The organism is Mesorhizobium sp. WSM1386 (genome assembly GCF_055901595.1).
The window spans coordinates 5,803,471-5,828,674 of record NZ_CM148373.1 but is presented as its reverse complement, the minus strand read 5'-3'; the positions used below and the strand labels follow the sequence as shown (position 1 = coordinate 5,828,674).

24 protein-coding genes are annotated in these 25,204 nt (G+C 64.6%); 5 read left to right on the top strand and 19 right to left on the bottom strand.

Features of this window, described 5'->3' with window-relative positions; translation table 11 throughout:
- The first annotated feature begins 109 nt into the window (after positions 1-109).
- Positions 110-895, top strand: a complete 786-nt coding sequence (locus AC0NIH_RS28560) for an IclR family transcriptional regulator (protein ID WP_224729337.1) — start codon at positions 110-112, stop codon at positions 893-895.
- Between the two features lie 66 nt (positions 896-961).
- Positions 962-1,801, top strand: coding sequence for an amidohydrolase family protein (locus AC0NIH_RS28555; protein WP_473464063.1), 840 nt, complete (start codon positions 962-964; stop codon positions 1,799-1,801).
- 7 nt (positions 1,802-1,808) lie between these two features.
- On the opposite strand, the gene AC0NIH_RS28550 is transcribed toward AC0NIH_RS28555, so the two are convergent.
- The 8 genes from AC0NIH_RS28550 to AC0NIH_RS28515 form a co-directional block, all read right to left on the bottom strand.
- Positions 1,809-2,780, bottom strand: a complete 972-nt coding sequence (locus tag AC0NIH_RS28550) for an ABC transporter permease (protein WP_473464065.1) — start codon at positions 2,778-2,780, stop codon at positions 1,809-1,811.
- Between the two features lies 1 nt (position 2,781).
- Entirely contained in the window at positions 2,782-3,732 is a 951-nt protein-coding gene (locus AC0NIH_RS28545; protein WP_473464068.1) for an ABC transporter permease, read from the bottom strand.
- Entirely contained in the window at positions 3,729-4,469 is a 741-nt protein-coding gene (locus AC0NIH_RS28540; RefSeq protein ID WP_473464071.1) for an ATP-binding cassette domain-containing protein, read from the bottom strand. The genes AC0NIH_RS28545 and AC0NIH_RS28540 overlap by 4 nt, the downstream gene beginning before the upstream one ends.
- Entirely contained in the window at positions 4,462-5,199 is a 738-nt protein-coding gene (locus AC0NIH_RS28535; protein ID WP_473464073.1) for an ATP-binding cassette domain-containing protein, read from the bottom strand. Before AC0NIH_RS28535 ends, AC0NIH_RS28540 begins: the two co-directional genes overlap by 8 nt.
- A 72-nt stretch (positions 5,200-5,271) precedes the next feature.
- Positions 5,272-6,459, bottom strand: a complete 1,188-nt coding sequence (locus AC0NIH_RS28530) for an ABC transporter substrate-binding protein (RefSeq protein ID WP_473464076.1) — start codon at positions 6,457-6,459, stop codon at positions 5,272-5,274.
- A gap of 24 nt (positions 6,460-6,483) precedes the next feature.
- The gene (locus AC0NIH_RS28525) at positions 6,484-7,629 is read right to left on the bottom strand and encodes an extracellular solute-binding protein (RefSeq protein WP_473464385.1); all 1,146 of its coding nucleotides are present in this window, start codon (positions 7,627-7,629) and stop codon (positions 6,484-6,486) included.
- A gap of 32 nt (positions 7,630-7,661) precedes the next feature.
- Positions 7,662-8,822, bottom strand: coding sequence for a CaiB/BaiF CoA transferase family protein (locus AC0NIH_RS28520; protein WP_473464078.1), 1,161 nt, complete (start codon positions 8,820-8,822; stop codon positions 7,662-7,664).
- 2 nt (positions 8,823-8,824) lie between these two features.
- The gene (locus AC0NIH_RS28515; protein ID WP_473464081.1) at positions 8,825-9,376 is read right to left on the bottom strand and encodes a MaoC family dehydratase; all 552 of its coding nucleotides are present in this window, start codon (positions 9,374-9,376) and stop codon (positions 8,825-8,827) included.
- 199 nt (positions 9,377-9,575) lie between these two features.
- Between AC0NIH_RS28515 and AC0NIH_RS28510 the strand changes: the two genes are divergently transcribed.
- Entirely contained in the window at positions 9,576-10,673 is a 1,098-nt protein-coding gene (locus AC0NIH_RS28510) for a lactonase family protein (RefSeq protein ID WP_473464083.1), read from the top strand.
- A gap of 47 nt (positions 10,674-10,720) precedes the next feature.
- On the opposite strand, the gene AC0NIH_RS28505 is transcribed toward AC0NIH_RS28510, so the two are convergent.
- The 3 genes from AC0NIH_RS28505 to AC0NIH_RS28495 form a co-directional block, all read right to left on the bottom strand.
- On the bottom strand, positions 10,721-11,701 hold the full coding sequence (locus AC0NIH_RS28505) for a Tim44 domain-containing protein (protein WP_473464087.1): 981 nt from the start codon (positions 11,699-11,701) through the stop codon (positions 10,721-10,723).
- Positions 11,702-11,774: 73 nt separating this feature from the next.
- Entirely contained in the window at positions 11,775-12,062 is a 288-nt protein-coding gene (locus AC0NIH_RS28500; RefSeq protein ID WP_352710265.1) for a TFIIB-type zinc ribbon-containing protein, read from the bottom strand.
- A 195-nt stretch (positions 12,063-12,257) separates the two neighbouring features.
- Positions 12,258-13,247: a zinc-dependent alcohol dehydrogenase family protein gene (locus AC0NIH_RS28495; RefSeq protein WP_473464089.1), complete on the bottom strand. Its 990-nt coding sequence runs from the start codon at positions 13,245-13,247 to the stop codon at positions 12,258-12,260.
- 102 nt (positions 13,248-13,349) lie between these two features.
- On the opposite strand from AC0NIH_RS28495, the gene AC0NIH_RS28490 reads away from it, so the two are divergent.
- Both AC0NIH_RS28490 and AC0NIH_RS28485 read left to right on the top strand, forming a co-directional pair.
- Positions 13,350-14,252, top strand: a complete 903-nt coding sequence (locus AC0NIH_RS28490) for a LysR family transcriptional regulator (protein ID WP_473464092.1) — start codon at positions 13,350-13,352, stop codon at positions 14,250-14,252.
- Positions 14,253-14,367: 115 nt separating this feature from the next.
- Positions 14,368-16,014 carry an acetolactate synthase large subunit gene (locus AC0NIH_RS28485; protein WP_473464095.1) on the top strand — a complete coding sequence of 549 codons (1,647 nt, stop codon included), beginning with the start codon at positions 14,368-14,370 and terminating at the stop codon, positions 16,012-16,014.
- A gap of 48 nt (positions 16,015-16,062) precedes the next feature.
- On the opposite strand, the gene AC0NIH_RS28480 is transcribed toward AC0NIH_RS28485, so the two are convergent.
- The 8 genes from AC0NIH_RS28480 to AC0NIH_RS28445 form a co-directional block, all read right to left on the bottom strand.
- Positions 16,063-17,232 (bottom strand): substrate-binding protein, encoded by a 1,170-nt coding sequence (locus AC0NIH_RS28480; protein WP_023764723.1) that lies wholly within the window; start codon positions 17,230-17,232, stop codon positions 16,063-16,065.
- Between the two features lie 82 nt (positions 17,233-17,314).
- Positions 17,315-18,016, bottom strand: coding sequence for an ABC transporter ATP-binding protein (locus tag AC0NIH_RS28475; protein ID WP_473464098.1), 702 nt, complete (start codon positions 18,014-18,016; stop codon positions 17,315-17,317).
- A gap of 2 nt (positions 18,017-18,018) precedes the next feature.
- A complete protein-coding gene (locus AC0NIH_RS28470; RefSeq protein ID WP_023777100.1) occupies positions 18,019-18,723 on the bottom strand; it encodes an ATP-binding cassette domain-containing protein in 705 nt (234 codons plus the stop codon).
- Positions 18,720-19,706: a branched-chain amino acid ABC transporter permease gene (locus AC0NIH_RS28465; RefSeq protein WP_473464101.1), complete on the bottom strand. Its 987-nt coding sequence runs from the start codon at positions 19,704-19,706 to the stop codon at positions 18,720-18,722. Before AC0NIH_RS28465 ends, AC0NIH_RS28470 begins: the two co-directional genes overlap by 4 nt.
- Positions 19,703-20,602 carry an urea ABC transporter permease subunit UrtB gene (urtB, locus tag AC0NIH_RS28460; RefSeq protein ID WP_287271084.1) on the bottom strand — a complete coding sequence of 300 codons (900 nt, stop codon included), beginning with the start codon at positions 20,600-20,602 and terminating at the stop codon, positions 19,703-19,705. The genes AC0NIH_RS28465 and urtB overlap by 4 nt, the downstream gene beginning before the upstream one ends.
- Positions 20,565-21,686, bottom strand: a complete 1,122-nt coding sequence (locus tag AC0NIH_RS28455) for a class II histone deacetylase (RefSeq protein WP_473464103.1) — start codon at positions 21,684-21,686, stop codon at positions 20,565-20,567. Before AC0NIH_RS28455 ends, urtB begins: the two co-directional genes overlap by 38 nt.
- A gap of 85 nt (positions 21,687-21,771) precedes the next feature.
- Positions 21,772-24,486 carry a winged helix-turn-helix domain-containing protein gene (locus AC0NIH_RS28450; RefSeq protein WP_473464106.1) on the bottom strand — a complete coding sequence of 905 codons (2,715 nt, stop codon included), beginning with the start codon at positions 24,484-24,486 and terminating at the stop codon, positions 21,772-21,774.
- A complete protein-coding gene (locus AC0NIH_RS28445) occupies positions 24,483-25,130 on the bottom strand; it encodes a GNAT family N-acetyltransferase (protein ID WP_473464108.1) in 648 nt (215 codons plus the stop codon). Before AC0NIH_RS28445 ends, AC0NIH_RS28450 begins: the two co-directional genes overlap by 4 nt.
- Positions 25,131-25,204 lie beyond the last annotated feature (74 nt).

Here is a 25,204-nt window from a genome sequence, read left to right as displayed (position 1 = left end):
TACATTCATATACAAACAAAACATTCACGGGCACGTCAAGGCGAAATTTGTTTCCGTTCGACCGCATTCCTGCGTATATGAAGAATCGATTTTACTGGAGGGATGAGCCATGGATGACAGCGAGGACGAGCGCTATCGCGCGCCGGCGCTCGACAAGGGGCTCGACATCCTCGAACTGCTGGCCGGCGTCGACGGCGGCCTGACGCAAGCCGAAATCGCCAAGAAACTCGAGCGCAGCCCCAACGAATTCTACCGCATGCTGGATCGGCTGGTGCGGCGCGGCTATGTCACGCGGCTGGACGGCGACCGCTATTCGCTGACGCTCAAGCTGTTTGGCCTCGCGCAGTTGCATGCTCCGGTGCGACGGCTGGTTTCCTACGCCACGCCGCTGATGCGCGAGCTGGCCGAAACGTCGCAACAGGCCAACCAACTCGTTGTTTTTGATCGCGGTTCCGCCGTCGTGATCGCTCAGCAGGAGGCCCCGAACTACTGGGGCATCTCGATCCGGGTGGGGTCCCACATCAGCCTGTTCGACACCGGCTCGGGGCATGTGCTGCTGGCTTTCCGCTCGGAGGAAGAACGCCAGATGATGATCTCCGAACATGTCCGCAGCACAGACAAGATGGCGCAGCCGGCCGAGTTCTTCACCCGTCTCGACCAGATTCGCGACCGCGGCTACGAGATGATGGCCTCGATGCAGACCGCCGGCGTCTTCAACCTTTCGGCGCCTGTGCGCAGTTCCGACGGCAGGGCGATCGCGGCGCTGTCGATTCCTTACATCACCGTCGTCAACGCGCCCTCCGCGCCCGACATAACCAGGACCATCGAACTGTTGCTGGCCATGGCCGAAAGGTTGTCACGCCTGGCCGGATCGGCCGTCGGTGCATCGGCGTAATTCTTATTTGAATGAAGAATTCCTCCGTGAGATGATCTGAAAAAACTCGAAGGGAGGAACCTCGCCATGATCGTCGACACCCATCTGCACCTCATCGATCGCTCGGTGCTGCGTTATCCCTGGCTTGCCGGCGTACCGGCGCTCGACCGCGATTTCTCCTACGGGGAGTATGCGGGGGAAGCGCAGAGTGTCGGCGTCGAGCGCGTGCTGCATATGGAGGTCGATGTCGATCCGGCCGACATCGAGGCCGAGACCGCCCGCGTCGAAGTTCTGTCGCGGCAACCAGGCAGCATGCTCACTGGGGCGATCGCCTCCTGCCGGCCGGAAGAGACCAGCTTTGCGGCCTATCTCGAACGCCAGCGGGCGAATCCTTTCGTCAAGGGCTTTCGCCGCGTCCTCCATGTCGTGCCGGATGAGCTGTCGGAAGGCCCGCTGTTCCGGGACAACATCAAGCGGCTTGGCGGCACCGGCCTGACCTTCGACCTCGTGGTGCTGCCGCACCAGATTCCCAAGGCGATCGCGCTGGCCGACCTGGCGCCGGATGTCCAATTCGTCCTCGACCATTGCGGCGTGCCCGACATCAAGGGCGGAGCCGAGCATCCATGGCGCGAACATATGAGCGAGATCGCGCGGCGTCCGAACGTCATCGCCAAGATTTCCGGTGTTGTCGCCTATGCCGATCCCGGCAGCTGGACGGTCGAAACGCTGCGCCCCTATGTCGAGCACACAATCGCTGCCTTCGGCTGGGACCGTGTCGTCTGGGGCAGCGACTGGCCGGTCTGCACGCTTGGCGGCGGCCTCTCGACCTGGGTGGGGGCGACCCATGCACTGCTTACAGGCTGCAGCATTTCGGAACGCGACAGGCTGTTGTCCGCGAATGCCCGCAAGCTCTGGCGGCTCGCCTAGCAACCCGTCAGATGGTCGTCGAGACGTGCCGCTCGCGGCCGTAAAGCGAGACCAGCAGCACGATGATGAGGCCCAGGGCCGCCTGCACCGCCGACGGCTGGAAGCCGAGGCCGATCAGCAGCGTGTTGATCTCGGTCAGCACCAGCACGCCGGCGATCGTGCCGAGATAGCTGCCACGCCCGCCGACCAGGGCCGCGCCACCGACGACGACCGCGGCGATGGTCTGGAACAAATAGGGCTGGCCGACATCGCCGTAGGCCGAGCCGGTGAAACCGAGCAGCAGCACGCCGGCCACGGCGGCGAAGAAGGCGCTCGCCGCGTAGGTGATGACCCACATGCGGACCGGATCGATCAGCGCCAGCGGTGCGGCGCCCGGATTGCTGCCAAGCGCATAGAGCCGGCGCCCGTAGGGCGTCCGTTCGAGCACCAGCACGACGAGCGCTGCCAGCACGACGAGGCTGGGCACCAGCCATGGCACCGGCAGCGGCCCGGCCGATCCGCCGATCGACACGAAGCTGGAAACCGCTTGCGGTGCCGAGCCCGAGGGGAAGCCGGCTGTCCACAACAGCACCAGCCCCTGCACGACCATGCCGATGCCGAGCGTGACGATGAGCGGCTGGATGTCGAGGCTGCGCGAGACCAGTCCGTTCAGCCCGCCGATGAGAAGCGCTAGCACCGCGACGAGGCCGCAGACGAGAAAGAAGTTCCAGCCGTCGCCGTAGAGCTGTGCGGCCACGACATTGGCAAAGCCGATGACGAAGGGAATGGACAGGTCGATGCCGCCCATGATGACGACCAGCGTCTGGCCGATCGAGGCGACGGCAAGCAGCGAAGCGAGCACCAGCATGGCGCGCACGGCGAACGGCGAAGAGTAACCGGGAATGAGGACTGCGCCGGCAAGATGCAGAAGGGCGGCGACGCAGAAGGCGCCGACGACGCGGGCATTGGTCGTCGCGAACAGGTTTCGCTTGGCGGCCATGTCAGCGCCCCCTCATGGCAAGACGTTCCTGCAGCGCGGTCAGCATCACCGCCAGCACCAATATGGCGCCATAGGCGATCTGCAGCACGAAGGTCGAGACGTTGAAAGTCGTCAGCACGCTCTCCAGCAGGAAGATGTCGATCGCGCCGATCGCGGCTCCTGCCACGCCGCCACGGCCTCCGGCCAGGCTGACGCCGCCGAGCGCGACGGCGGCGATGGCGATCAGCGTGTAGGTCGGTCCTATGTTGGGATCGGCCGAACCGATCAGCGCTGTCAGCATCAGCCCCGCGCATCCGCCGAAGATGCCGGTCATCACATAGGCGATGAAGCGGACGCGGGTGACATCCACACCGGCGGTATAGGCGGCACGGTCATCGCTGCCGACCGCCATCAACTGGTCGTAGTAAGGGGTGCGCCGCACCAGCCACCAGGCGATGAACATCGCCGCCAGCGGCAGCATCGACAGCGGACCGGACAGCGCCTTGAGCCAGGCCGGCGCGGGACCGATCGGCGCCGGCAGGATCGTCAGCGTGATGCCGGTGAGGATGAGGTAGGTGCCGAGCGTGGCGACGATCGGCTGGATGCGCACGATTGTCGCCAGAAAGCCGTTCGCCGCGCCGATCAGCGCGCCGATGAGCAAAGCCGCCGGGACAAGCAGCAGGGGCGAGGAGATGCCGGCTTTCAGGAAAAGCACCTGGATCACCGTGGCGTTGACGAAGCCCATCAGCGGCCCGACCGAAATGTCGATGCCGCCACGGCCGGCGAGAATGATCGGGGCCGACGCAATCGCCGCTCCGATCAAGGGCGCGGCCAGTCCGACCAGCGCGCCCCACGACCCCGGCTGGAACCGCCCCGGGCTGAGGATAAGATTGACCGCGAGCAGGACGACCAGCAGCACGACCGCGAAGCCGACATTTCGCCCAAGCGAAAGGAGGCGCGTCAAAAAGTTCATGCCGCGCGTCCGAACATGGCTGATATCACGCTGTCCGTGGTCAGCGCATCGCCGGCAATTTCCGCCGCGACTTCATTTTCGCGAAACACCAGCACACGCTGGCACAGGAGGAGAATCTCCTCGATTTCGCTGGACAGGATGACGAGCCCCATGCCGTCAGCCGCCAGCCCGCGAAAGACATCGTAGAGAACATGCCTTGTGGCCACGTCGACGCCGCGCGTCGGATCGTTGAGAAGCAGGATCGCGGGCTCCAGCGCCAGCGCCCGCGCCAAAAGTACCTTCTGCTGGTTGCCGCCCGACAATGTGGTGATCGGCGCGTCGGGCCGGGGCGCGACGATCGACAGCTTTTCGCGGTAGAGATCGTAGCGGGCCTTGCGCGCAGCCGGACTGATCAGGCCGAGGCGCGTGTCGCGCGACACTGTCGAGACGGCGAAATTATCGAGCACGGACTGCGTCGGGAAAATCCCGTTCGCACGCCGGTCGCGCGGCAGATAGGCAACGCCGCTGGCCACTGCCTTGCGGAAGCCTGTGATCTTGCGGGATGCGCCCATCTCGATCGAGCCGCCAAGTGGCGGCGCCAGGCCGGCGAGCATCTTGAGGAACAGCTCCTGACCGTGCCCGTCGAGGCCGGCAAGGCCGACGATCTCGCCCGGAGCGATGGTTTGCGTTATTGCGCTGGCGCCTTGCGCGATGACGAGGTCGCGGACGGCCAGGCCTGGAGCGGCGCGATCAACCATGCGCCAGCTCCGCCGCCGTGCGTGGCGCCATCGCCTTGAGCAATTCCGCCGGGGTCGAGGCACCACGTTCCTCGGTGCGCACCACGCTGCCGCCGCGTAGGATCGAGATGCGATCCGAAAGCGTCATCACTTCGTCCATGCGGTGCGTGATGAACAGGATGAGGCAGCCTTCGCCCGCAAGCGCGCGCATCAGCGAAAAGACGGATTCGCGATCGGCGAAGTCGAGCGCCGCGCTGACTTCGTCGAGGATCAGGATTCTTGGATTGCGCACGATCGCGCGGGCAAGAACGATCAATTGCTGGGCGGCGAGCGGCAACAGGCCGGCGGGCCTGTCGAGGGGCACGTCGGTGACGGCGAAGCGCTTGAGCGTCGCTGCCGCCGTGTCGCGGCGTTCGTTGCGAGGCACGGCGCGTCGCAGCAGGCCGTCGAGGCCGAGCAGGATGTTGTCGGCCACGCTGCGATCGGGCGCGATCAGCACCTCCTGGAACACTGTGGCAAACCCTTGCGCCTGGAAGGCCGAGGGATTGGCACCATAGAACGGTTTGCCCTGCAGCAGGATGGCGCCACTGTCCGGCTGGACGATGCCGGACAGGAGCTTGACCATCGTGCTCTTGCCCGAACCATTCTCGCCCAGAATGGTATGGATGGTCCCCGCCCGGAACGCGATCGAAGCGTCGGCGAGCGCGATCGTCTCGCCATAGCGTTTGGATATGTTGGTGATCTCAAGCATGCGGTGTTTCGAAGCTGGCAAGCCGGATCCCCGAAAGGAGCCGGCTCGCTGAAATTTTACCTGTCGCCGGCGTCACTTTGCGCAGGCATCTGGCACCTTCGAATAATCCCAGCCCTTGGTCGGCGCCGGATTCGAGAAATAGGCGTCGAGCCATTCCTCCGGCATCGGGTCCTTCGGCGGTATCGGGAAGATCGAGACGGCATCGGTCGTCATGCAGTCCTTGTACCATTGGCCGAGGTCGGCGTTGTGGACCGGCGGGATCGGGATCAGCAGCGTGTTCAGCTTCGGCTTCTGGCCATCGAGCATGCGCTCGCCGACGCGAAACAGCGTCTCGGCGGTCCAATGCGGCAGCACCGCATGGCCTTCGAAGCGGTATTTGTCGGGGTTGGCCTTCCAGTAACCCAACGCGTCGCCCGTGATCGAACCCGTGATCAATGGCGCCGGGCGGCCGGCTTCGGCGAAGGCCTCGGCAACGACGCGGCTTTCGCTGCCGGTCGTCCACACCGCATCGATCTGCGCCGGGTTGGTGGCGATCGCCTGCAGCACCACGGTCTTGGTGACGTTGGCCGTCCAGTTGCCGTTGACGGTGCGCGAAATCTTCAGCTTCGGATTTTCCGCCAGCGCCTTGTCCGCGCCTTGGCGTTCCTGGACCACGATCGGGTGACCGGCAATGCCTTCGACGAGCAGGATGCTGGCACCGTCCGGCTGCGCCTTGCCGATCGCCGTCATCATGTCGTAGCCCCAGCGCGCATAGTTGGAATCGACATTGATCGCGTTCGGGCTGGTCACCGAGCCAGCGGCGGTGATGAACGGAATGCCGGCCTTGGCGGCTGCGTCGATAGCATCGTCGAGTGCGGTGGCGGAGCCCGGAATCGAGGTGATGATCGAGCATTTCTTGTCAATGAAGGCGCGGATCTGGTTGATCTGCTGGCTGGCGTCGTTGTTGGAATCGGAAATCTCTAAGCTCGACACCGTGCCGTCGGCGATCAGCCCGTCGACGAGCCGCTTCAACTCCTTGGTGACAGTGACCCGCCAGGGATTGCCCTGGTAGGATTCCGAGTGGCACCACTTCCACGGCTTCGGCGGCGGGGTGAAATTGTCCCAAGCCGAAGGCAGCACCTTCTGCGGCGCGCCGTCATACTGCGCCTTGAGTTCGGTCGGCAGCCCGCCAATGACGCCTTGCACATCCTGCGCATAGGCAATTGTTGTGATGGATACAAATGCGGTTGCGGCCAAAAGGCCGCTTATCATTCTTGTCATCTCGATCTCCTCCGTTCGTTTCGTTCAGGCTCCTCCACCGGCAGCGCCGGACACCTGCGCGCGGGCACTCTCCCGGAACAGGCGATTGAGATCGGCAACGACCTGGGCGGCCTTGTGCCCTGAGCTCATGCCGGAAAGGATGCGGTCGGACGCTGCCTGCTGGAACGCCATGTAGCCGTCATGGCGCGGCCGCACCCATGAGCCTTCCAGCGTGGCGCGCGTATCGCGATAGAAATTGCCGGCCGCCGCGTTGACCGTCCGGTCCTCCCAGGCGGCGGCATGGCCGGGCTGTCCGCCGGCGGCGGCATAGGGACCGCGCTGGACATCGCCGCTGGCGATCCAATAGGCGAAGTCGATCGCGGCATCCCTGGCTTTGGAAAAGGCCGAGACCGCTATGCCGGTGCCGCCGAGCGCCGAACCGATCGGGCCGTTGGAGCCGATAGCCGGAATGTCGGCGAAAGCCAGCCGGTGCGCGCGAAAGCCCGCCACCGCATAAGAAACGTAGCCGTAGATCAGCGGCGCGCAGACGATGCGGGAACCGGCCTCCGCCATGCGCTCCGAAACGGCGATCGGATCCATCTCGAAGCAGGCCGGCTCGACCAGTGCCGCGATCTCGCGAATCGCCTCGAAGACTTCGCTGCCGGTCTCGATGCCGATGAGATCGCGGGATGGATCGGTCGCGCAGGAATGTCCAAGATTGCCGGCCAGCGTGTAGAACGCCATCAGCACATGGGGTGGGCGCAGCGGCAGCAGCACGCGGCCTTGCCGGGCGAGATCGAGCACCTCACCCCAGCGCGTTGGCGGTGTCTCCATTGCATCTGGTCGCCAGGCCAAAACTTGGCTGGCCGCATCGATCGGGAATGCCCATTGCCGTCCTTGCCAGTTGTAGCTCGGATAGGATTGGCCGACGCTGCCCGAGGCTAGCGCGGCGCGCTCGGCCTCACGGCCGGCGACATCCAGCGGCGCGAGGCAACGCTCCGCCGTGATCTGGCCGACATGCGGGTGGTCGATGACGATCAAATCATAGGCGCGCGCCAGTTCCTCGACCGGGAAGGACTCGAAATCCTGGAGCGAGCGCTTGTCCCATTCGATGGCGACACCGGTCTTCTGCTGCCAGAGAGCAGAGCAGGCGACCATCGGGTCGTAGCCGCGCGGATGGCTCCAGGTCATGCCGCTGAGGGTGGGCACCAGAGTGAGCGTGGTCACAGGCCGAACTCCCGGCGGATTGCGGCACTGTGCTCACCGATGCGCGGTGCCGCTCGATCGACCTTGGCCCTGATGCCATCGACCCTGAGCGGCGAACTAGTGGTGAGGATCGAGACATCGTCTTCGCGCGTCACCGTCTGCAGCATGTCGAGCGACTGGAACCCTTCGCTGGCCAGCATTTCCGGCCAGGTCAGCACCTTGGCGCACCAGATGTCGGCGGGCTCTAGGATATTAAGCCATTCGTCGATGGTCTTGGTGGCGATCCTCTGCGCGATGATCGCCTTGATGTCGTCACGCGCGGTGAACCACGATGCCGGTTTGTCGCGATAGGGCGCCAGCTCATCGAGCGACAAGAGATCAGCGAGTTTCGGGATCGGCGTCATGGCGATGGCGAGGTACCCGTCCTTGGCTGGATAGACGCCATAAGGGGCCGACAGATAGGCATGCGCGCTGCGGAAGCTGGAGCGGCGCGGCAGGCGGCGGCCGTCATTGAGATGCGTGGTCAGCACCTCGAACTGGAAATCGACCAGCGCTTCCAGAAGGCTGGTCTCGATATGGCTGCCTTGACCGGTGATGCCGCGCCGCACAAGTGCCGCCAGGATGCCTTGCGCGCAGGCCGCGCCCGCCAGCATGTCGCCGATGGCAAGCCCGAACGGCACCGGCCCCTGGTCCTCGTCGCCGTTCAGCCACATCACCCCGGAGCGCGACTGCGCCAGCAGGTCCTGGCCGGGCCGCTTGACCCACGGTCCTTCTTCGCCATAGCCGCTGATCGAGGCGTAGACGAGCCGCGGATTGATCTTGCGGACGGCTTCGTAGTCGAAGCCGAGCCGCTCGATGACGCCCGGCCGAAAATTCTGGATCAGCACGTCGGCCTGGGCCAGCAGCCCGCGCAGCACCTTCAGGTCGGCCTCGTTCTTGAGGTCGATGGCGAGGCTTTCCTTGGCCCGGTTGATGGCGTGGAAGATGGTGGAATCGCCGCCGATCTCGGTGTCGCTGAGATAGAGCCGGCGCGACAGGTCGCCGCCATCCGGGCGCTCGATCTTGATGACGCGGGCGCCGAGATCGAGCAGCCTGAGCGAGCAATAGGGTCCGGACAGGAACTGGCTCATGTCGACGACGACGAGACCGGCGAGCGGCAATTCGGCCAAAGCCGGCATTGTTATTTCTCCGTCTTGCCGGCGAAATCGGCAGGGTTGCGGTACTTCACCGTCTGCAGGTGCTCGCAATACAAAACGAGCTCGCCTTCGCCCTTGAACACTTCATAGCTGGCGCGGATCAGCCCCATTTCCTTGTAGCGGGGTTTCTTGTCGAGATTGGAGCGGATCGAATAGATCGTGTCGCCAATGAAGACAGGCTTTATGAAGCGGAGCTTGTCGTAGCCATAGGAAAAGGCGTTGACGCAGTTGGTGGCGACCAGCCCGAGGCCAGCCGAAAAGACGAAGGCGCCGGCGATCAGCCGCTTGCCGAAAATGCCTTCGTCCTCGGCAAACATCTGGTCCTGTACATAGGGGTGGATGTCGAGCACCAGCGTGTTGAAAAGGTGGCTGTCGCCTTCCGCCATCGTGCGCCGCAGCGAGCGGATTTTCTGGCCGACGGGCCAATCTTCGTAGAACCAGTTCTCGGCATTCCACACCGGCAGCGCAGCGTGATCGGCTGGCATGTTCTTGGGGTGCGTCGAGGCGACGCCGACAGTGGGCGCGAAGTCGTTCATGGCTGGCTCCGGCGGTCTCGCAGGAGCCTTCGCGCAATCGTTCGAACACGCATCGAGGCGCAGGGATGCACGACGTCTCCTCCCGTCAATCTTCTTTTGTAAATAGTATTTTCACATATGGGGTTGCGTTGCAAGCATGAACAGGCGAAATTTTGGCCGTCCCGCGGCGCTCGATCGCTGGCGGGCAGGGGAGGAAATCATGAGCAACACCCGTCTGGTCTTTGTCGGCAGCCTGAACCGGGAAGCCTCCTATTTTCAGGGCGCGCGCGGCGTCGGCCTCAGCGTCTACAGCTTTGATGAGAAAACTCTGGAAACCAGAAAACTGGCCGAGACCAATGACGTCGACAATCCGACTTTCCTGTCGGTGACGCCGGATGGCACGCGGATCTACGCCAATTCGGAGGTTTTCACCTGGCGCGAGGGAACCGTCTCTGCCTACGGCTTCGATCGTGGCTCTGGTACGCTCACCTACCTGAACAAGCAGCCATCCCTGGGCAGCATCACCGCCCACAACACCATCACCCGCGACGGCACGAAACTGCTGGTCGCCAATTACGGCATGGGCGAGGGCGGCCCGGATCGCGCTGTTGCCGTGTATGGTTTTGACAAGGATGGCGCGTTGACGCCGCCGCTGGCCAGTGTCTCGCATAACGGAACCGGCCCGAATGCGGCACGGCAGGAACGCTCGCACGCCCACAGCGTCACCGAGACCATTGCTGGCGGAACGGCCATCGTCGCCGACCTCGGCATTGACCGGCTGGTTTCCTACCGGATCGAACGGGATGGAAGCCTGAGCAAGCTTGCCGAATCCGCGTTGCCGCCGGGCGCCGGTCCACGCCATCTCGCGCTCCATCCGAACGGTCGTTTCGTCTTCGTCATGAACGAGCTGGATTCGACCGTCGTGTCGATGGCGCCGGACGGAGCTAACGGGAAACTCTCCATCATCGACGCCAGGCCGGCGGTGCCGGCCGAGGCACGCGACAGCAACCACTGCGCCGATATCCAGATCTCGCCGGACGGCCGCTTTCTCTACGGCTCCAACCGCGGTCATGACAGCGTTGTCATCATGGCGGTCGACCAGCAGACCGGGGCACTGGGCCTCGTCGGCTATGTCCCCTGCGGCGGTGCCACGCCGCGCAACCTGGCGCTGACGCCGTCAGGCGATCATCTGTTCTCGGCCAACCAGAATGGCGACCGCATCTCGATCTTTGCTCGCGACGCCGACAGCGGCATGCTGGCCGACACCGGACGCGCCATCGGGATCGGCACGCCGATGTGCGTCAAGATCGTGCGCTGAACCGCTCGCAACGACGCCTCGAAGCCTGGGACAAGACTGACCGGGGCTCAGGCCTGTTGGATGGCCGAGAGCTTCCAGTTCGAGCCGTTCTCGCGCATGAATGTCCACAATTCGGTCGTCTCCGTCGGGTGGTCATCGTCGCCCTCGACGACCTTGCCGCTGGCCCGTTCGCGCATCACGTCACGAGATTCGTAGCGCAATGCGGCCGTGGCGTAGTCGCGGTCGTCCTCACGCCAGCTTTCCGCGATGTCGGCCTGCAGCAAGGTGATGTCCGATACCTCGTTCCTGAGACCTTTCTGGGCATTGTCGGCCAACTCTTCGGATAGATAGGACACCATCTCGGGGGTCGTCGCCCGGCGCAGGGCGGCATGATCTTCGCGCCCGAATGCTTCCTGGACATCAGTCAACAGCTGCTGGAATGCGTCGAGGTCGGTCTGCGCCAGCGTGATCTCATCGGAGCCGCCGGCCAGAGAGCCACCGCCCGAACCGCCGCCAAAGCCGGGGATTGTGAAAGAGCCTGCCGATTGCTGCGGCGACGTAGCGCGGTTCTCAAACCGCGAAGCCTGGGCATTGCCGGCACCGGCGAGCGCAGGACCACGCGCGGATTGCGACCGGAAGAACCTGATGGCCAGCATGATCGCGCCGCCGATAAGCACGGCCTGCAGCAGGAAGCCGAACATGCCGGCAAGGCCGCCGAAGCCTTGGCCCAGGAGCAGCCCGATCAGGCCGCCGATCAGCAGGCCGCGCATCATCGTTCCACCGAAGCCGCTCATGAAGCCGGGCCTCTGCAGGCCCGCCTGCGGCTGCCGGGCGGCAGAGTTCACACCGGTGTTGGGTGTCATCGACCGCTCGACCGGGGCGGTCGGCGCCGGTGCGGTCCTTGTCGGCGGCGCGGATTGGAACGTACGCATGCCACGGCTGCCGAAACTGCCGCCGCGACGGGCCTCGGCATGATCGATCGCGACCATGGAGAACGCCAGGAACAGTCCTGCAAAGAGGGCGGCAAATCGGCTTGTGCGCGAAATCATCGGGATGGACCTTATCGATGTGGTTTTTGAGATTTTCAGCAAATGACGGCCCGGTACCGGGCGGCGCCATGCCTCAATCGAACAATTCTTCGAAGAACGATTTCTTCCGCTTCGGATAGCGGTGGCCCTGCGAGCGGGAGTAATCGTCGTCACGGCCATGTTGTGGCTGGGAGAATGGCGCCGGCTGCGGCGCGGGCGACGCCTCCCTGCCCGAACGCTCGATGATCTTGTCGAGTTCGCCTCGATCAAGCCAGACGCCGCGGCACTGCGGACAGTAATCGATCTCGATACCCTGGCGTTCGCTCATTGTGAGCGCGACGCGGCAGGAGGGGCAGACCAAACCAAGAAGGGAAGATGTCATATGGGGCTCCAAACCAGAAGGATGAGCCCGCTTTGACCGAAAAGGATGGAAACGGGCCCGTTAAAGCGGTCCGACATCACAATCACCAGAAGCGATCGTCAGAGGGGCCCGGCCCGCACGAGACAATTAGGAAGGCAGAGCCGCGCCTTCAAGAGCGATATCGGCCGCAAGGATGATTTGTTCGCATCCCAAGGCTCAGACCGTCACCACGATTTTGCCGAACTGCTCGTTCGACTCGAGATAGCGATGCGCCTCGACAATCTGGTCGAAGGCAAAGGTCCTATCGATGATCTGCCTCAGCGTGCCGGCCTCAAGTCCTTCCAGGATGAACGCTTTGGCTGCTTCCAGCTTGGCCGGGTTGCCGGTGATCTCGTGGACGAGGTAGCCGCGCAGCGTCAGTGTCTTGCCCAGGACGACAGCCAACGGGAACGGTGTCGGCTCGCGGCTGAGGCCGCCATATTCGATGAGAATGCCGCCCTTCGACATCGCGGCCGTCAGCGGCTCGAAGATCGGGCCGCCGACCGCATCCAACACAACGCGCACGCCTGGCGGTCCGGCGATTTCCTTTAGCCGGGCCTCCAGGTCTGCCTCGGCCAGGACCACGACGGCAGCCGCCCCGGCTTCGAGCAAGGCTTGCTTCTTCGTCGATGTGCGCGTCACCGCGATCGCCGTCGCGCCGACACTGTTGGCGATCTGGATCGCGGCAAGCCCGACGCTGCTTGATGCCGCCGTGATGACGACGACATCTCCGCTTCCAAGCTTGGCGATGTCGATCAGCGCGCCGTAGGCGGTGAGATATTGCATCCACAGCGCCGCCGCCGTTTGCCAGTCGAGCGATGGCGGGTGTTTGACGACGAGCGCGGCGGGATAGGTGACCAGTTCGCCATAGGCCGGCCAGCGAACCATCGATCGTGGTGGGATGATGCTGACGGCATCACCGGTGGCGAAATCCGTCACGCCTTCGCCCACCGCCTCGACGACGCCGGCCGCTTCCAGGCCAAGTCCGGAGGGCAGGGCCGGTGTCTCGATATAGGTTCCCGCACGCAGCAATGCCTCGGCGCGGTTAAGGCCCAGCGCCTTGACGCGGATCTGCACCTCGCCCGGGCCTGGAGCGGGAAGGTCGACATCCTCGATGCGCAGTACCTCGGGACCGCCATGCTGGTGGAAGCGGACAACACGTGCCATTCGGGATACTCCAAATCATTTGAACCGAATGAGCTATGCAGGGAACGCTCTCGCGGATAAATGGCGGTACGGATAAAGCAGTAGAAACCAGGAGTTCCGAATATGGATCGGCTCGAAAGCATGGCTGTCTTCGTTAGGGCGGTCGACCTCGGCTCTTTCGCTGCTGCTGCCGTCGCGCTCGATCTGTCCGGACCGATGGTCGGCAAGCACGTCCGCTTTCTCGAGGAGCGCCTCGGCGTGCGCCTCATCAACCGCACCACGCGCCGCCAGAGCCTGACCGATTTCGGCCGCGCCTACTATGAGCGCTGCCGGGTAGTGCTGGCGGAGGCCGAAGCCGCCGATGCGCTCGCAGCCGACCAGCTTTCGGAGCCACGCGGAAAACTGCGCGTCACCATGCCGGCGCATTTCGGCCGCCACTGCGTGGCGCCCGTGCTGCTGCAACTGGCGCGGCAATATCCGATGCTGGAACTCGATCTGTCCTTAAGCGACCGCTTCGCCGACCTTGCCGAGGATGGCTACGACCTTGCCATCCGGACCGGTGATCTGGACGACAAGGCAGGCGTGATCGCGCGGCGCGTCGCACGCCAAGGCATGGTCGTCTGCGCAGCGCCCTCCTATCTCGGAATTCATGGCGAGCCGAGGCGGATCGAGGATCTCGCCGATCATCAGTCGATTGTTTATCGCCGGCTCGGCCAGGTCGTTCAGCCGTGGCTGTTTGCGCGTGAGGGGCAGCCCATACAGGAGATCATGCCCGCTGGCCGGCTGCGGCTCGACGACCTAGATGCCATCGCCGATGCCGCGGTCGACGGCATGGGGATTGCCTGGCTTCCCTGGTGGCTGATTCGCGAGCGGATCCGGGCCGGCGCGCTGGCGGTGCTGCTGCCGGACCAGCCACGCTATCTCTACGACTGCCATGCCCTTTGGCTGCAGACGCCGCATCTGCCGCTCAAAGTGCGGCTGGCCGTTGACGCGCTGGCGGCCGCCTTGCCGAAATTGATGGCGTGATCGCCCGTCGCGGTTGGCTTTTCCTGGAGCCAATGCACACTTCCGGCCTTTGCGGCGCCGCTTTCCCTGCCATATGAAGATGGCTGGCGGAATCTACGCATCGTGGGAGAGACAGTTGACCAAAGGTTCGGATCTGTTCGTGGCGGCCCTCGAGAATGAAGGGGTCGATCGGATCTTCGGCATTCCGGGCGAGGAAAATCTCGACATCGTCGAATCGATCCGGCGCTCGTCGATCCAACTGGTCCTGACCCGCCACGAGCAGGCGGCCGCCTTCATGGCCGCCACCTATGGGAGGCTCACCGGCAAGGCAGGCGTGTGCATCACCACGCTTGGTCCCGGCGCGCTCAACCTGACGACCGGCTCGGCCTACGCGCTGCTCGGCGCGATGCCGATGATCATGATCACCGGCCAGAAGGGCATCCTGTCATCGCGGCAAGCGCGGTTCCAGATCGTCGACATCGTCGCGGCGATGAAGCCGCTGACCAAGCTGTCGCGCCAGATCGTTTCGCCGAAGATGATCCCTTCGCTGGTGCGCGAAGCCTTCCGTGTCGCACAGGAGGAGCGTCCCGGCCCCGTGCATCTGGAACTGCCGGAAGACATTGCCGCTGCGCAATGCGAGCCGGTAGCACTCGTGCCGACGCACCCGGTCGAGCTGCCTCTGGCCAGCGCCACCGCGCTCGATCGTGCCGCCCGCATGATCATGAAGGCCAAGCGTCCGCTGCTGATGTTCGGCGCGGCGGCGTCGCGGCCGCGCGTGACGCCCGATGTCGCCCAGTTCGTGCTGCGCACCCAAATTCCCTATTTCACCACGCAGATGGGCAAGGGCACCGTGCCCGGCGGCACCGAACTCTACATGGGAACGGCAGCCCTTTCGGAGCGCGACTATGTGCACGAGGCCATCGAACAGGCCGATCTGATCATCACCATCGGCCACGACACGGTCGAGAAGCCGCCTTTCATCATGGGCGCCAGAGGGCCGAAGGTCATTCATGTCGGCTATCAAACCGCCGACGTCGAGCAGGTCTATTTCCCGCAAGCCGAAATCGTCGGCGACCTCGGCCCTTCGCTGGCGCTGCTGGCCGATCGTATCGAGGGCAAGATCCCCAATGCGCAGGCCCTGTTGCCGCTGCGCGAAGGCATTTTGAGCCGGATCGCGGCGCGCGCCACCGAAGACCGCTTCACGCCGCAGCGCATCGTGCACGATGTCCGCGCCGTGATGCCGGCGGACGGGATTCTCGCCCTCGACAACGGCATGTACAAGATCTGGTTCGCGCGCAACTACCGCACGCGCATGGCAAACACGCTGCTGCTCGACAATGCGCTCGCCACCATGGGAGCCGGCCTGCCGTCGGCGATGATGGCGGCACTGCTCTATCCCAGGCGCCGTGTCATGGCCATCTGCGGCGACGGCGGCTTCATGATGAACAGCCAGGAACTGGAGACCGCCGTCAGGCTCAAGCTCAACCTCGTGGTCCTGCTGCTTGAAGACCACGCCTATGGCATGATCCGCTGGAAGCAGGCAGTCGATGAATTTCCGGATTTCGGCATGACCTTCGGCAATCCCGACTTCGTCAAATACGCCGAGGCCTATGGCGCCAGGGGGACCAGGGTTGGCGAGATCGCCGACTTGCAGCCGGCGCTGGAACGGGCCTTCACCGGCGGCGGCGTGCATCTCGTCGTCGTGCCCATCGATTATTCCGAAAACACCAGGGTGCTCGTCGACGAATTGCGCGAGCGGCTGCCGGCGCCGCAGGCGAGCTGACGGCGGCAACGCCGCCGTCAGGATTGCCTGGAGCCGTTGCCGAACCTCCTACAGCTTGCAGTAAGGCGTGACCGGAGCGATCGTCCCGAAATCCTTGACGATTTCGTAGCTGATGCCGTCTGCGGCGGCCTTGCCGACATAAGAATGGCACAGCGTGTGGTTGTTGCTGGCATCGACGCGGATCTTGCCTTGCGGCGCGTCGAACTCGATCGTCGGCAGCGCCTTGAGCACATCGTCGTCCTTCAGCGACCCGGCCTTCTCGGCGGCCAGCGCGTAGAGATGCAGGCCGTTGTAGCCGGCTTCGCCGATGCCGTTGACCATCTTCTCCTGGCCGAACTTTTCGCGGAAGCTCGCGATGAACTTCTTGTTGACCGGATTGTCGAGCGCCATCCAGTAAGGCTGCGGTGCATAGGTGCCGGCGGCGACGCCGGGCGGCAGCGCGTCCTTGTTGAAGACCTCGTCGAGTGGCGCGATCAGCGGCTGCTTGATGTCGAAAGAGCGATACTGCTTGAGCTGGGTGACGGCGTCGTTGCCGACCACCATCGACCACACGACATCGGGTTTCAGCGACTTGATCTTCTGGAATGCAGGGCCGAAATCCGTTGTGCCGAACGGATAATAGTCGGCGCCGATGATCTTGCCGCCGGCCTTCTCATAGGCCGCCGTGATCGCCTCGGTCATCTTCTGCGGCCAGGCATAGTCGGAGGCCATGACATAGATCGTCTTGCCGAGGTTCTCGGCCACCCACGGCATCATCGGGTCGACCTGCTGCATCGGGATCGGGCCGGTGGCGACGAAGTAGCGGTTGCATTCGCCGCCTTCGAAATTGGTCGGATAGAAGAACAGCTTCTTGGCCTTCGAGGTCACCGAAAGCGTAGCACTTCGCTCCGGCGAAATGATCGTGCCCATGACCACGTCGACCTTGTCTTCGTTGATGAGTTTGCGCGCCTTGTCGATGGCGCCCTTGGTCGTGGTCTGGTTGTCCTCGATGAACAGCTCGACCTGGCGGCCGCCAATGCCGTTGGCAGCGTTGAGCTCGGCCGCGGCGAGCTTGTAGCAATTGAGCAGCGTCTCGCCGAGGATCGCCTGCAGTCCGGTGATCGGGATCGACAGGCCGACCTTGACGGTGTCGGCGGCGCGCAGGATCGACGGCGCGCCGACCATGGCCAACGCGGCGGCAGCCCCGCCGGATTTCAGGATCGTTCTTCTGCTTATCATTGTTATGTTCCCTTCCAGTCCAGGCGCGCCCCATGCACGCCTTACAAAACCAACAAACCTTGGGCGCGCATCAGGCGCGCCTTTACAGGGCCAACAAATCCTTCAGCAGGGTCTCGTCGGCGAACGCTTGCGGCGTGCCCTCGTGCACGATCCTGCCCTTTTCCATCACCAGGCAGCGGTCCGCCGCCTTCAGAACGAGATCGAGATTCTGCTCGACCAGCACGATCGCGATGCAGCGTTCGCGCGCGATGCGCGGCACCAGTTCGGCGATGGCTTGTACGATGTTCGGCTGGATGCCTTCCGAAGGTTCGTCGAGCAGCAGCACCGAGGGCAGGCCGCATAGCGCCCGGCCGATCGCCAGCATCTGCTGCTGACCGCCCGAGAGCGTGCCGGCGATTTGCGCCTCGCGTTCGCGCAGGATCGGAAAATAGCCGAAGATGTCGGCCGGAATGCTGCCGTCGCCACGATCCCTGGCGGCACGCGTGCCGACCTCCAGGTTTTGCCGCACGGTCAGCTGGTTGAAGATGCCGCGCCCCTGCGGCACATGAGCGATGCCTGCCCGCGCCCTGCGAAAGGCTGGCGCGTTGGTGAGATCCTGGTCGCCGAGCACCACGGCGCCGCCGCTCGCCTTCAGGCCGCCGGCGATGACGCGCAACAGCGTCGTCTTGCCGGCGCCGTTACGGCCGAGCAGGCCGACAACTTCGCCAGGCGAGACGCTGATATCGATGCCGTTCAGCACCGGAAGCAGGCCATAGCCGGCCGAGACGGCAAGTGTCCGCAGCACGATCAGCGCCTCCCCAGATAGACGTCGCGGACCATTTCGTCGGTCTCGATGTCGTGGAAAGGACCGCTGCGCAGCCGACGCCCTTGATGCAGCACCAGCGTCTCGCAGTTCAGCGCCCGCACGAAGCGAATGTCGTGTTCGACGGCGACGATCGAGAATTCGCCCTTCAGCCGCAGCAGCATTTCGGCGGTTGCCAATGTTTCCTGCGGTGTCATGCCGGCGGTCGGTTCGTCGAGCAGCAGCAACCTTGGCTCGATCGCCAGGGCCATGCCGATCTCCAGCCATTGCTTCTGGCCATGCGCCAGTTCGCCCGCCAGCCTCGCGGCGCTATCGCCGAGCGCCACCAGTTCCAGCAACTCACTGACCGGGCGAACCGGCGAGGGTACCCCCCACCGTGCCACCTTCAGATTGTCTTCGACCGAGAGGCTCGGAAAGACCGACGGGATCTGAAACTTGCGGGCGATGCCGAGCCTGGCGATGCGGTGCAGCGGCAGACCGGCAATGTCGTGACCGAGGAATCGCACGCTGCCGCTGGTCGGGCGAAGCGTGCCGGTCAGCACATTGAGGAAGGTGCTCTTCCCGGCGCCGTTCGGCCCGATGATGCAGCGGAGCTCCTTGTCGCGCACCGTCAGGTTCAACCCTTCGAGTGCCTGCAAGCCGCCGAAGCGGATGCCGACATTTTCGGCCTGGAGCAGGACATCGCTCATTGTACGCGCCTCCGGCCCTCGAACAGGCTCTTCAACCGCGCGTAAACAGACAGGATACCGTCCGGCAGGACGAAGACGATGATGACGAAGACGCAGCCGAGCAGCAGCGGCCATAGACTCGGATTGAAGCTGGAGATCGTCTGCTGCGCACGCTGGATAAAGATGGCGCCCAGCACCGGACCGAGCAGAGTGCCGCGCCCGCCGACCGCCACCCAGACGATGACTTCGGTCGACAGCAGCAAGCCGGAAAGATCGGGCGCCACCAGCCCAGCCATGCAGACATAGAGCGCACCGGCAAGCCCGGCGATTGCGGCGGACAGGACGAAGGTGACGAGCAGCCGCAGCGGTGCGTTGTGGCCGAGCGCTGCTGCCCGGACTTCATTGTCCTGGATGGCGGTCAGCACCGTGCCCCAGCGGCCACGTCCGATCGACCACAGCGCCAGCACCACCACAGCGACGATGGCCGAGACGAAGACATAGGAGGGCAGGTCCTGGCTGAGATCGAGATGCATCCCGCCAACATCGAATTCAATCGGCGGGATGCCGATCAGGCCGCTGTCGCCGCCGGTGACGGAACTCCAGGAGACGGCGGCTTGCTGGCAGATGACACCCATGGCCACCGTGACGATGGTGAAGTAGCTGCCGCGTATGCCGCCGAAGAACAGGAAGTAACCGATGATGGCCGCGACGAAGGCTGCCCCTGCCACCGCGCCCATGATGCCGAGCAGGCTGCCGAAGGCGATGGCGTCGTTGAGCGTGATCAGCGCCATGATGTAGCCGCCGATGCCGAAGAAGGCGGCGTGGCCAAAGCACAAGATGCCGGTGCGGCCCCAGAAGAAGTCGAGGCTCGCCGCGAACAGACCGAAGATCAGCGCGTCGCGGATCACCGTCAGCTGATAGCCGTCGGCGAAGAGCGGATAGAGAACCGCAAGCACCACACAGACGGCGAAGATCAGCAGCCAGTTGCGGTCGCGGGCGATCATCGCGAAGCTCCGTTGAACAGGCCGTTGGGCCGCAGCCGCACGGCGACGATGGCCGCCAGCAGCACGATCGCCTGCGCCAGGGATGGCGAGATCTGGTAGTTGAGGATGCTGGTCAACCCGCCGACGAAGACGCTGCCGGCGACGAGGCCGCCGATCGAGCCGACGCCACCGACGATGACGACGAAGAAAGCGTTGGCGAGATAGTTCACCCCCATCTGCGGCAGCACGATCGCCAGCGGTGCGACCAATCCGCCGGCGAGCCCGGCGATGGCCGCGCCGAAGGTAAAGGCGATGGCGTAGGTGCGCCGCGTGTTGATGCCGACGCCCTCGGCCATCTCCCGGTTCTGGATGACGGTGCGGATGTCGAGCCCGAACGATGTTCGGCTGATCAGCAGCACGACGCCGAGCAGGGTCAGCATGGCGATGGCGATGAGGACCAGCCGGTAGGCCGGATAGACGGTGAAGAAAAGGTCGAACGTGCCCTCGATCGGGGGCGTCACCGGCTTGGCGCCGAGCCCGAAGGTCAGTTCCATGCCTTGTTGCAGGATCAGGCTGACGCCCCACGTGGCAAGCACGGTCGACACCGGCCGCGAATAGAGATGGCGGATGATGGCGAATTCCAGGATGCAGCCGACCACCGCGCCGGCAACGGGCGCGGCGGCGAGCCCCAGCCAGAAGGAACCGCCGATGCTCTGGACGAAATAGACAGCGAAGGCTCCGACGGTGACGAACTCGCCATGCGCCAGATTGGTCACGTTCATCAGGCCGAAGCTGATTGCCAGTCCGAGCCCGACCAGCATCAGGATGCTGATCAGCGTCAGCGCGTTGAGGAGGGTGGTGATCAGGAAATCCATCGCGTCAGGCAGCACTTGCGAGGCGTTGACGCAGGCCGGCAAGCAGGCTCTCGGCGGCGTCGATCACCGCAGCTTGATGCGGCTGCAATTCCTGCCCGGCCCATTCGTCGATATGGTCCGACAGCGGGTCGACCACTTCGGTCCGGTGATTGGCCAGCGTCTCGATGACGGCGTGACCACAGAACGGCACATAGCCTTCGGAGTAGCCGCCTTCATGGGTCATCATCAGGCGTCCGTCCGACGTCTCGGCGGCCAGGGCGACCATGCGCGCGGCAAGGCGCCGGAAGCATTCGCTGTTGAGCATCATGCGGCCGAGCGGATCGAATCCCGACGCATCGAAACCGGAAGCGACGATCACGAGGTCAGGCTTGAAGGCGCGTAGCGCCGGGGCGACGACGCGGTCGAAGCTCGCCTCATAGGCGCCGGTGCCGCTGCCGGCGGGCAGGGGAAGGTTGATGTTATAGCCTTCGCCGGCGCCCTTTCCATTGTCGGCCAGCGCGCCGCGCCCGGTCGGGTAAAGATTGTCCTGGTGCAGGGAAATGGTGAGCACCGACGGATCGGAATAGAACACCGTCTCGGTGCCGTTGCCGTGATGAACGTCCCAGTCCACTATCGCCGCGCGACCAAGCAAGCCCTCATGCTGCAGCCGGCGCACCGACACGCCGATGTTGGAAAACAGGCAGTTGCCCATCGCTTGGTCGGGCTCGGCATGGTGCCCCGGCGGCCGCGCCAGCGCATAGGCGTTGTCGACGCGGCCGGTCAGCACCGCGCGCATCGCCGCATAGGTGGTGCCGGCGGACAGGAGCGCGATGTCGAAACTGTTGAGGCCGATCGGCGCCTGCGGGCCGGCGAAACCGGAACCGCGCTCGCTGAGCATCCTGATGTCGTCGACATGGCGCTGCGTGTGCACGCGCAGCAGATCCTCGACTGTCACCGGCTCGGCGAGGATCGGCACCAGATGGCGTGCCAAGCCGCTGACCTGGATCAGGTTGTTCAGCCGGCGCTTCGATCCGGGCGATTCCAGGTGCCGGCCGGGCTCCACGAAGCGGCCGGGTGGCATCATGTCGGCGCTGGAGCCGGTGTCATGCCACATCAGCTGTTCGTGAAAAACATAACCTGTCGCCATAGGCAATCGTCCTCTAGGAGCAGGACGACGCTAGCAGGCTAACGATCCCATGGCCCGACCCCAAAGAGGGGGCTGCAGCAGATGTTCATGCCCCTCCTTTCGGAGGGGGACGGAGGTCCGCGGCGGCCTGCGCCGCGCGCACCGCCTGCACGCGGTTCGACACCGAGAGCTTGCCGAAAATGTTCTTCAAATGCCATTTCACCGTCGTCTCGCTCACCGATAGCGCACCCGCGATATCGCGGTTGGACATGCCTTCAGACAGGCAGCGCAGCAGTTCGGCTTCGCGCTGGGTGAGCTGTTCTTTTTCGGCCGTCGGTGCTGCCGGCTTGCGTGTCGCCACAGGCATCGTCTGTGCCGCGTCGATGATGCGCGTTGCATAGGCCGACAGGGCAGGGTCGGTCTTTGCCTGCGCTGCGCGCAGCCGCATCAACCCTTCCACAACAGGCCTGCCCTCGTCGACGAAGGAGCGGATGAAGCCGGAGGGCTGGGCAAGCCGCAGCGCTTCGAGGAGATGACGGTCGGTCTCGCGCTGGTCATGGACGGTGGTCTTGGCGCGCAGGATCAGCGCCAGGATGTGGCGGCGCATGCGTCCGCTGTTTTTCGTCCGCTCCAGCAAAGCGTCGAAAATCGCCGATGCGGCTGCGTGGGATTTCTCCGCGGTAAGCAGCCGGCCCTCGGCGAAGAATTCGAATTCGTTGGCGACAGTCGGCGCGGTTTCGGCGCTTTCGCGGCGATGCTCACTCAGCAGCGCGCGGGCTTCGACGACGCGGCTCTGGTCGAGCAACAGCCGGATACGATCATGCACCAATACCGAAGCGAGGCGGCGATAGACGGAGCCGCGCACACGCTGGTAGACGCGCTCCAGCATGTCGAGCGCTGCGTCTGCGCGACCGGTCAACTGCAGCACGCGGGCATAGGTCGGCACGCTGGCGAGGGGATAGACGATGACCGCGGCGCCCTCGATCAGCGGTCCGAGATTCTCGACCAGCGTCAGTGCCTCGCCGGAGGCGTTGGTCTCGTAGGCGAGTTCGGCAAGCAGCGTTCCGGCAAGGGCCTCGGCATAGGAGTTGGCGCCGATCCGAGTCCTGGCCTCGATGATCGTGTTGCGCAGCAGCCGTTCGGCGGCGGGCAGGCGGCCGGCCGAGCGTTCGATCACCGCCATGTAGCAATTGGCGATGGTGACGCCGAGCAGGCTGCCGCTTCGCTCATGCGCCTTGAGCGCAGCGTCCGCCGCCGCACGCGCGCCCTCGAGGTCGCCCAGTGCGTAGAGATTGTAGCCGATGACATTGGCCGTCGCGCCTTCCATGAACCAGGCATCGGGCGCGATGACGCGCAGGGCGGCCAAGGCGGTGTCGCGTGCGTCCTCGAACCGTTCCAGCGTGCTGTGCACGGCGGCATCCAGGACTGCTATTTCGGCCTCAATCGTGGTGCCGGTCAGCGTGCCCGGATCCTTGCCGTCCGTCGGCCCGGTCTCGATCAGCTTGCGCGCATTGGCGAGCGTCTGAAGGGCAATCTCGGGCTGGCTTGAGTGCACCGCCAGCCACAACGCGACGAGTTGCAGCCGGATGCGCTGGTCGACCAGTTTTCTCGGCAGCAGCGCCAGCAACTGGCGCACATAAAGCAGCTGGCACTGGGCGATGAGCTCGAGCGCATTGTTCTCGATGAACACCGCCGCGCGGGCCTGGTCGCCGGCGGCAAGCGCATGCCCGATCGCCTCGGTCAGCATCTTGCGTTCGCCGAACCATTCGGCGGCGGCCAGGTGCAGCGGGGCGATCATCTCGGGCGCGCGCCGTTCCATTTCACGACTGAGAAAGTCGCGGAACAGGTGATGGTAGCGGAACCAGCGCCGCTCCTCGTCGAGCGGCACGAGAAAGAGATTGCGGGTCTCGATCTCGGCGATGTCGGCCTCGGCGTCCGCCACGCGCAAGACTGCCCGGCAGGCCTCGGCGCTGAAGCGCTCGAAGATCGAACTGTGGAGCAGAAACTTCGCCAAGGCCGGCGGCAGCCCGAGGAAGACTTCGCCCATCAGGAAGTCGGCGACGTTACGGTTGGCGCCGGTGAAACTGCCGATGACGGTTTCGGGCGCATGCGCGGCACTGAGCGACAGCGAGGCGAGTTGCAGGCCAGCGGCCCAACCTTCGGTCCGCGAGCACAAGGCCTCGACGGTACCGCTGCTGACACTCAGGCCCAGCTTGTCGTTGAAAAAGGCTTCGGCTTCGGACGAGGCGAAGCGCAAATCGTCCGGACCGATTTCGAAAACGTCGCCAAGCACCCTGAGTTTGCCGAGCTGCAGGTCGGGCAGGTTGCGCGAACCGATGACGAAGGCGACGTTGGCGGGCGCCTGCCGCGTCAGGCGCTCCATGAAGCGCTTCACCGCCTCCGTTTCGATGACGTGGTAGTCGTCGAAAAACAGCGTGATCTCGGCGTCTCGCGCCGCAAAACCCGCGACAAGTGCAGAGAGCACCACCTCGAGCTGCGGGATCGGGCTCGACTGGAAGGCGAGGTCGAGCTCGGCCGGGCTCTGGACGAGGTGGCGCAGCGCCCCCACCAGATGCGACAGGAAGGCGCCTTCGTCATTGTCCGTCGCCTCGCAGGACAGCCCTGCGGTCAACCGGCCGTGGCGCGCGAGTTCCGCGGCCCATTGCGCCATCGTTGTCGACTTGCCGAAGCCGGCGGGCGCGGCGAACAGCACGATGCGTATGCCGACATGCCGCTCCAGCCTTGACAGGATGCTCTCGCGCCGCACCCACCGGCGATGATGCGGCGATGCCTGGCTGGCGGGTTGCGGAGGCTGTCTCATCTGGCGCCGGGCACCCATTCTGTTTCGATCAACGGGATTTGCGGGGCCGCTTCGCGCGGCAGGGTTCCCTTGATCCGGGGATCGTCGGTGATTTCGAAACCGGCCGCATAGGGCTCGAACCCGCAAGCGCGGTAGAAACCGATGACGCTGTGGTGATCGAAACTGCTGGTGTGCAGCCAGACGCGGCCGGGGGCGAGGCGCCATGCCTGATCGAGTGCGCCGGCCATCAGTCGCTTGCCGAAGCCTCGGCCGGTCAAGGAGGGGAACAGGCCGAAATAGGTGATCTCGATCTCGTCATCGTCGGCCACGCGGAATTCGACCATGCCGACATGGCCGCCGTCTTCATCATGGCCGTAATAGAGATGGTGGCGTGGGTCGGCGAATTGCGCGGCGATTTCGGGATCCGACATTTCGGCGGCGCGATCCCAGAGCCAGGGAGCCCCGATTTCCAGGAAGATCGTGCGGTAGGAGGCGCAGTCGGGCTCGGTGACCCGGGTCATGGCCAGCGGTTGGGCAAGGCTCGGCACCGGCGCGCGCGCCTCCATCCACGTCACCGCATTGATGATCCTGCCGGCCGGCACGCGCCGGTAACCGGTCGAGAGATCGGTGACTTCATCCGGCAATGTGCCTTCGGTGACCAGCATCTGTCCTCGATTTTCGCCGCGCGGCTTTCGCGGCATGCGCTAAGCTGATGCCAATTCCGCGCTCCTGCCAAGTG